This is a genomic window from Tepidimonas sp., from assembly GCF_029335975.1.
In the GTDB taxonomy this organism is placed as follows: domain Bacteria; phylum Pseudomonadota; class Gammaproteobacteria; order Burkholderiales; family Burkholderiaceae_C; genus Tepidimonas.
The window spans coordinates 1-8,143 of record NZ_JARJMT020000041.1 but is presented as its reverse complement, the minus strand read 5'-3'; the positions used below and the strand labels follow the sequence as shown (position 1 = coordinate 8,143).

General features: G+C 69.2%; 4 protein-coding genes. All 4 read right to left on the bottom strand.

All coding sequences use genetic code 11. The features are described from left to right. Positions 1-225: 225 nt before the first annotated feature. The 4 genes from P3W97_RS02255 to P3W97_RS02240 all read right to left on the bottom strand — a co-directional run bounded on the left by P3W97_RS02255 (position 226) and on the right by P3W97_RS02240 (position 8,081). On the bottom strand, positions 226-1,353 hold the full coding sequence (locus P3W97_RS02255) for a YeeE/YedE family protein (protein ID WP_300843398.1): 1,128 nt from the start codon (positions 1,351-1,353) through the stop codon (positions 226-228). A 50-nt stretch (positions 1,354-1,403) separates the two neighbouring features. After that, complete coding sequence (locus tag P3W97_RS02250; protein ID WP_300843396.1) at positions 1,404-1,751, bottom strand: hypothetical protein; 348 nt, start codon at positions 1,749-1,751, stop codon at positions 1,404-1,406. Between the two features lie 13 nt (positions 1,752-1,764). Then, on the bottom strand, positions 1,765-7,545 hold the full coding sequence (uvrA, locus tag P3W97_RS02245) for an excinuclease ABC subunit UvrA (RefSeq protein WP_300843394.1): 5,781 nt from the start codon (positions 7,543-7,545) through the stop codon (positions 1,765-1,767). Positions 7,546-7,637: 92 nt separating this feature from the next. Further along, positions 7,638-8,081 (bottom strand): universal stress protein, encoded by a 444-nt coding sequence (locus P3W97_RS02240; protein ID WP_300843392.1) that lies wholly within the window; start codon positions 8,079-8,081, stop codon positions 7,638-7,640. Positions 8,082-8,143: the final 62 nt, after the last annotated feature.

The window sequence follows — 8,143 nt, the reverse complement described above, 5'->3', positions numbered from 1 at the left end:
GGTCAACAGCACGGCTGTGCTGGTGATGGCCTATACCTTGGGCGGGGTGCTGGCCCCGTCGCTGGCCGGCGCTGCCCTGCAATGGGCGCCGCGCGTGGGCTTTCCGGCGCTGCTGCTGACCGTGGCTGTGGCTTGTCTGGTACTGTTGGCGCGAGCCCGGGCCGGCCACCGGCTGTGAGCCCGCTGCCGCCGATTGCCGGGCGGTCCAGCAGGCAGCGGGGCGCCTCAGGGCGCGCGGGCCAGGTCGGCGGCTGCGCCTCCGGTCGGCGCCAGTTTGGCCTGGGGCTGTGGCCGGTCGATCAACCAGTCGGCGATACCCCCGCCGACCCACATGCCCACCAGCGTCACCCACGCCGTCAGCGCAAAGACGGCGCCGCCAGTCATGCCCGCACCGACCGCGCAGCCGCCCGCCAGCATCGAGCCAAAGCCCATCAGCATCGCGCCGGCAATGTAGCGCGGCATGGTGTAGGCACCACCAAAGCCCTCCAGCTTCCACTCGCGCCCAATCAGTGCACCCGCCAGCGAGCCGAGGAACACCCCCGGCATCAGACCCAGGCCAAAGGACCACGGCTTGTCCGGCTCCGCCAGCACGCGCATCAACCACTCGGCCGACGGCCCGCTGAAGGTCATGCCCTGGATTTGTACCGGCTCGAACGACTGCGCCATCACCTGGTAGCTGAACCACCAGGCCAACGCCACCATCAGCCCGGTGGCCGAGCCGCCCACCCATTTCCAGAAACTCCAGCCGCTGCGTATCGCAAACCACAACGCAGCGGCCATCCACACCAGCCCAAACAGCAGCCCGACCTTGGGCCCGCCGCCCACCAGCGCCAGCAGGTCGCGCGACGGGCCGCCCTCTATCACCCACCAACGGCTGACCGCCTCGCGCCACGGCGCCAGCGCCCCCGACAATGAGGCCTGCGCGGTCACGGCAAAGATGAGCCCCGACAGCAACGCACGCAGGTTGCCGTTGGCCGACAACACCAGCAGCCGGCTCGCGCAGCCGCGTGTCATGACCATGCCGACCCCGAACAGCAAGCCGCCGACCAGCGCGCCCGACAGGCTGCCGCGCGCGGCGAGCTGGCGGGCGCTGGAGACATCCAGCCAGCCCAGCAGAATCATGCTCTGCACCGCGACCACGGCTGTGGAAAAGGCCAGCAGCCACACCGCCAGTTTGTCGCCAAAGCGGCGGTGCCAGAATTCGATGACCGCGGCACGCAGGCAGAACTTGGAGCGCTGGCCGAAGAAGCCAAACCCCAAGCCCAGCACCAAGCCGCCCATGGCCAGTACGGCCGGTTCGCCCCAGCGCTCGATCCACGCCGCCATGTCCATGGCCGCCCTTTCATCGTCCATTGCAATATGTCGATGATGCAAGAATCGGCACGCGCCGGGGTTGATGCGCGTCAAGATCCAGGTCCGGGCTCGACCTGGGCGTCGCAATCGCACCCGCGACCCGCGGCGATCCAGCGCGCCAACATCGGCCGCGCCAGGACCGACAGCCCGCGCCCGAGCGGCCCCTGCCCCCAGCCCAGCACCTCCCCCGGCGCGGCAAGAGCGCCACAACGGTAGCGGCGCTCGGCCTCTGTCCAGCGCAAGGCTGCACAGGGGCCGCGCCGACGGCGGCTGATCAGTTGACCGATCGGGCACGGCTCGATCAGGCAGCACACGCCGCAGCCATTGCACGGCGCCCCCCAGGCCGGCTTGGCGGGTGCGTCCGGCTCGATCCACACCACGCGCCCTGGGTCGTTCATGGGTCGTGTGTGCTCAGGCGCTGCGCGACAGCACCGCGGCCAGCGCCTGGCCCGTGTGGGTGCCCAGGCGCACCAGATCCTCGGGGGTGCCGGCGCCGACCAACCGGCCGCCGCCCGCGCCCCCCTCCGGCCCCAGGTCCAACACCCAGTCGGCCTCGGCGATCAGGTCCAGGTCGTGCTCGATGACCACCACGCTGTGCCCGGCGTCAACCAAGCGGTGCAGCACGCGGATGAGCTTGTCCACATCGGCCATGTGCAGGCCGACGGTGGGCTCGTCCAGCACATACAGGGTGTGTGGCGTCTTCTGCCCACGGCGGCCGATGTCGTCGCGCACCTTGGTCAGTTCGGTCACCAGTTTGATGCGCTGGGCCTCGCCACCCGACAGCGTAGGGCTGGGCTGACCCAGCGTCAAATAGCCCAGGCCGACGTCGCGCAACAACTGCAGCGGGTGAGCGATCGATGGCATCGAGGCAAAGAAGTCCACCGCCTCGTCCACTGACAGGGCCAGCACATCGCCGATCGACTTGCCGCGCCAGGTGACGGCCAATGTCTCGGGGTTGAAGCGCGCCCCGTGACAGGCCTCGCACGGCACCTTGACATCGGGCAGAAAGCTCATTTCGATGGTGCGCACGCCCTGCCCCTCGCAGACCGGGCAGCGCCCCTGGCCCGTGTTGAACGAAAACCGCCCTGGCCCGTAGCCGCGCGCCTTGGCCTCCAGCGTCTCGGCGTACAGCTTGCGGATGGTGTCCCAAAATCCGATGTAGGTGGCTGGGCAGGATCGCGGGGTCTTGCCGATCGGGGTCTGGTCCACCTCCAGCACACGGTCCACGGCCTCGACCCCCTCCAGACCGCTGCAACCGCTCCAGGCGACGGCGCGCGCGCGGCGCTGCGCCAGCGCCGTTGCCAGGTTGGTCAGCAGCACGTCGCGGGCCAGCGTGGACTTGCCCGATCCGCTCACGCCGGTGACAGCGACCAACCGGTGCAGCGGGAAGGTGACATCCATGCCCTGCAAATTGTGCCGGCGCGCTGCGCGCACCACCAGCGCGGGCCCGTCTGGGGTCACGGGCCGGCGCGCTTGCAGCGGATGGCGCATGGCTTGCGCCAAGTAGCGCCCGGTCTGGGAGTCGGCAGCGGCCATCACATCCTCGAGCCGCCCTTGGGCCACGACCCGTCCGCCCAGCCGCCCCGCACCGGGGCCGATGTCGATCAGGTGATCGGCGCGGCGGATGGTGTCTTCGTCGTGTTCCACCACCACCAGCGTGTTGCCGTGCTGCCGCAGCGCATGCAGCGCATCGAGCAGGATGCGATTGTCGCGCGGATGCAGGCCGATGGTCGGCTCATCGAGCACATAGCACACCCCTTGCAGGCTGGAGCCGAGCTGGGCCGCCAGCCGGATGCGCTGCGCCTCGCCCCCCGACAGCGTGGGCGCACCACGGTCCAGGGTCAGGTAGCCCAGGCCCACCTGCTGAAGAAAACGCAGGCGGCTCTCGATTTCGGGCAGCAGGTCGCGCGCGATGTCGCTCTCGCGTGCCGTCAGCACGCCGGGCTGCTGCAGGGCGCGCACCCAGTCCAGCACTTCAGCCACGCTCAGGCGCGCGATATCGGTGATCGGTCGGCCGTGGAAACGCACGGCCCGCGCCACGGCATTGAGCCGTGTGCCGCCGCAGCTTGGGCAGGGCTGATCGCCGATGTCCTCTAAGTCGGGCTCGGCGAAGGTTTGCTCGCGCCCGCGGTGGGCGTCGTCGCGCAGGCTGTCATCCAGGGCGCGGCGCTGCTCGCGCGTAAGCTGCACGCCCGTCCCAACACAATCGGGACACCAGCCATGCGGGCTGTTGTACGAGAACAGGCGCGGGTCCAACTCCGCGTAGCTGGTGCCACACACCGGGCAGGCGCGCAAGGTGGAGTACACGGCCACCGTGCCCAGGCCGCGCCCGGTGCCACCGGCCTGCAGCGCCGCAGCCAAACCCTCGATGCCCGCCAGCACATGGACCACACCTTTGCCGTGCTGCAAAGCCTGCGCCAGCGCTGCGCGCAGCTCGTCCTCCGCCGCGGGCGTGACGTGGACGGTGGCCACGGGCAGCTCGAGCGTGTGCTCCTTGAAGCGGTCCAGGCGCGGAAAACCCTGCGTGGGCAGAAACTCGCCATCCACACGCAGGTGGGTGTGGCCGCGCTGGGCGGCCCATTCGGCCCACTCGGTATAGACCCCTTTGCGGTGGATGACCAGCGGCGCCAGGATGCCCAGCGTCTGCCCCCGGTGGCGCTGCATCAGCTGCGCCAGGATGCTGTCCGGGGTTTGCGGCTGCACGGGGGCGCCATCGTGCACGCAATGCTGCACCCCCAGCTTGACATAGAGCAGGCGCAGGTAGTGCCAGACCTCGGTCACCGTGCCGACGGTGGACTTGCGTCCGCCGCGCGAGAGGCGCTGCTCGATCGCTACCGTCGGAGGAATGCCCCAGACGGCGTCCACCTCAGGTCGGCCGGCTGGCTGCACGATGCTGCGTGCATAGGCGTTGAGGCTCTCCAGATAGCGCCGCTGCCCCTCGTTGAACAGGATGTCGAATGCCAGCGTGGACTTGCCCGATCCGCTCACGCCAGTGATGACGGTGAAACGCCCGCGCGGGATGTCCACCGACAGATCACGCAGGTTGTGCTCGCGCGCATGCACGATGCGGATGGCCGGCGGCGCAGACGCGGGCCGCGACACGGGTGCGGGCCGCGCTGGGTGCGGCTCGCGGGCGGCGGTCGCTTCGCCCAGGGCCTCGGCGTATTCGCGCAGCGCCGCCGCGGTGTGGCTGGTGGGGTGGTGGCGCAGCTCCTCGGGCGGGCCGGCAAACACCAGCATGCCCCCGCCATCGCCCCCCTCCGGCCCCAGGTCCAGCACCCAGTCGGCGGCACGGATGACATCCAGGTTGTGCTCGATCACGACCAGAGAATGGCCTGCCTCCAGCAGCTTGCGCAACGCGCGCATCAGCTTGGCGATGTCATCGAAGTGCAGCCCCGTGGTGGGCTCGTCGAACAAAAACAGCGTGCCCCGCGCGCGCGGCGGTGTTTTGCCCACCCAGGGCGACGGCGCCGCTGGGGCGGCGGCTGCCGTGCGGGGGCGGCGTGGGCGCGGCTCGGACGCCGCGGCGGCGGCCAGATGGCCAGCGAGTTTCAGACGCTGCGCCTCGCCGCCAGACAGCGTGGGCACCGGCTGGCCCAGCCGCAGATACTCCAACCCGACGTCCAGCAGCGGTTGCAGCGCGCGTATCACGTCGCGGTCGCTGGCAAAGCTGTGCGCGGCCTCGGCGACGGTCAGCTCCAGCACGTCGGCCACGTTTAGCCAACGTCCTGCGCGCTCGATGGTCACCTCCAGCACCTCAGGACGGTAGCGCCGCCCCTGGCAGTCCGGGCAGCGCAAATACACGTCGGAGAGAAATTGCATCTCCACATGCTCGAAGCCCGAGCCCCCGCAGGTGGGGCAGCGGCCGTCGCCGCTGTTGAAGCTGAACTTGGCCGCCGTGTAGCCGCGCTGCTGCGCCAACGGCGACTGCGCGAACAGGGTACGGATGGCGTCCCACGCACCGACGTAGCTGACCGGGTTGGAGCGCGCCGTCTTGCCGATGGGCGACTGGTCCACGAAGACCACGCCCTCCAGATGGTCGGCGCCCAGCAGCCGGTCGTATGCTCCGGGCGATTCGGTGGCCTGACCGAAATGGCGCAGCAGGGCCGGCGCCAAAATGTCTTGCACCAAGGTGGATTTGCCCGAGCCGCTGACCCCGGTCACCACCACCAGCCGCTGCAACGGGATGGCCACATCCAAATTGCGAAGATTGTGCTCGCGTGCACCTTCCAGGATCAGGCGGGGGGTGGATTCGGTGACCCGGCGCTTGACGCCAAAGCCGATTTGCCGCCGCCCGGACAGGTACTGACCGGTGAGCGTGTCGGCGCTGCGCAGCTGCGCGGGTGTGCCGTCGAACACGATGCGGCCGCCGCGCTCGCCGGGGCCAGGGCCCATGTCGAGGATGCGGTCGGCGGCGAGCATGACCGCCGGATCGTGCTCCACCACGACCAGGGTGTTGCCCGCGTCGCGCAAACGGGCCATCGCCTGATTGATGCGCGCCATATCACGCGGGTGCAGGCCGATGGAGGGCTCATCCAGCACGAACAGGGTATTGACCAACGAGGTGCCCAGCGCCGTGGTCAGGTTGATGCGCTGCACCTCGCCGCCAGAGAGGGTACGGCTCTGGCGGTCCAGCGTCAGATAACCCAGCCCCACATCGCACAGGTAGCGCAACCGGGTGGTGATCTCGTCGTACAACAGGGCCTGGGCCTGTCGCTCACCGGCGGGCAGTTCGTCCAGGCGGGCCTGCAAACCCTCGAAAAAGCGACGCAGGCGCGCAATGGGCAGCCTCATCAGGTCGTGCAGGCACAGCCCAGGCAGTGCCTGCAGTTGCGCATCGCTCCAGGCCACGCCGCGCGGGCGAAAGCGCCGCTCGGGCGGCAGCACGGCATCCGCATCAGCCCGCGACCCGATGCGCCACAGCAGGCTTTCGGTCTTCAGGCGCGCGCCACCGCACGCTGGACATTCGGTGTAGCTGCGGTACTTGGACAGCAGCACCCGGATGTGCATCTTGTAGGTTTTGCTCTCCAGGTATTCGAAGAAGCGGCGGATGCCGTACCACTGGCGCTTCCAGTCCCCCGCCCAGTGGGGCGATCCTTCCAGCACCCAGCGCTGCTGTTCGGGGCTGAGCTGATACCACGGCGTGTCGCGCGGAATGCCCGCCGCCTCGGCGTGGCGCATCAGGTCGTCCTGGCACTCCTGGTAGGCGGGGGTCTGGATGGGTTTGATGGCGCCCGCGCGCAAGGTGAGCTTGTCGTTGGGGATGACGAGGCCCCAGTCCACCCCGATGACGCGGCCAAAGCCGCGACAGGTCTCACAGGCGCCAGCGGGCGAATTGAAGGAAAACAGCGACGGCCGCGGCTCGCTGTAGCGGATGTCGCTCTCCGGGCAGTGCAAGCCGGTGGAGTAGCGCCATAGGGCGGGCTCAGCCCCATCCGACAGCGCATACACCGTCAGGCGCCCGCCACCGCGCTTGAGCGCGGTTTCCACCGCCTCGGCCACACGCGCCGGCTCGGTGTGGCCGAGGCGAAAGCGATCGGCCACCACATCGAGCCGGCGGCGCTCACCGACGATTTGTTGGGCCTGCACGCGGGTATAGCCGCTGGCAGACAGCCATTGCTGCACCTCCTCGTCGCGGGTGTTGGCAGGCAGCTCGATGGCAAAAGTCACCACCAGCCGTGGATCGCCGGCTGCGGCGGCCCGCGCGCGCAGATCGGCCACGATGGTCTCGGCCGTATCGCGGCGCACCGGCAAGGCGGTTTCGCGGTCGAACAGCTGAGCCGCGCGGGCAAACAGCAGCTTCAGGTGGTCGTTGAGCTCGGTCATCGTCCCGACCGTGGAGCGCGACGACCGCACCGGATTGGTCTGATCGATGGCGATGGCGGGTGGTACGCCGTCGATGCGGTCCACCGCCGGCTTGTCCATGCGGTCCAAAAACTGCCGTGCGTAAGCCGAAAAGGTCTCGACGTAGCGGCGCTGCCCTTCGGCGAACAGGGTGTCGAACACCAGCGAGGATTTGCCCGATCCGCTGGGCCCGGTGACGACGGTGAGCTCGCCCGTGCGGATGTCGAGATCGATCTGCTTGAGGTTGTGCTGGCGCGCGCCGCGGATGCGGATGACGCCCTGCAAGGGCGCGCCCTCCGCGTCGTCGTCGCGGATCGGATCGCGGGTCTCGGGCAGGCGGGCGGACATGGCGGGGTACAGGGCGGGCGATACGAGCCCAGCATTCTAGGCACCCCGCTTTAACCCCGTACGGCATCCACCGCGCGGGGCGGTGCACGCCATCAGACCTGCGGCTTGACGATCAGCACTGGGACCTTGGCATGGGTGAGCACCTTTTGCGCGACGCTGCCCAGAATGAGCGCCTGCACGCCCTTGCGTCCGTGCGAGCCCATGACGATGAGATCACACCCCTCGGCTTCGGCGGTCTCGAGAATGCCTTCGTAGGTGACGTTGCGCTCGATGGTGTCGCCCGCAAAGGGTACGCCGCGCGCGGCGCAGACCTGCCGCAGATCGTCCAGCGCCTTGCCCGCTGCGGCCTGCGCCTCGGCCAGATAGGCCTGCAGCCCCACAACCGAAGCGTCGCCGATGCCGATGTACGGGAACGGATCGATCACATAGACGCCCACCACCTGGGCACCGTGCAAGCGGGCGAGTTCGGCGGCCAGTTCTCCAGCGGCATGCGCCAGCGCCGAGCCATCGACGGGAACGAGCATTTTCTTGAACATCGGTCAGTCTCCTGCAGTAGGGTAATGGCATCTTAGCCCACCCAGTGCCGCAGCGGCCCGCT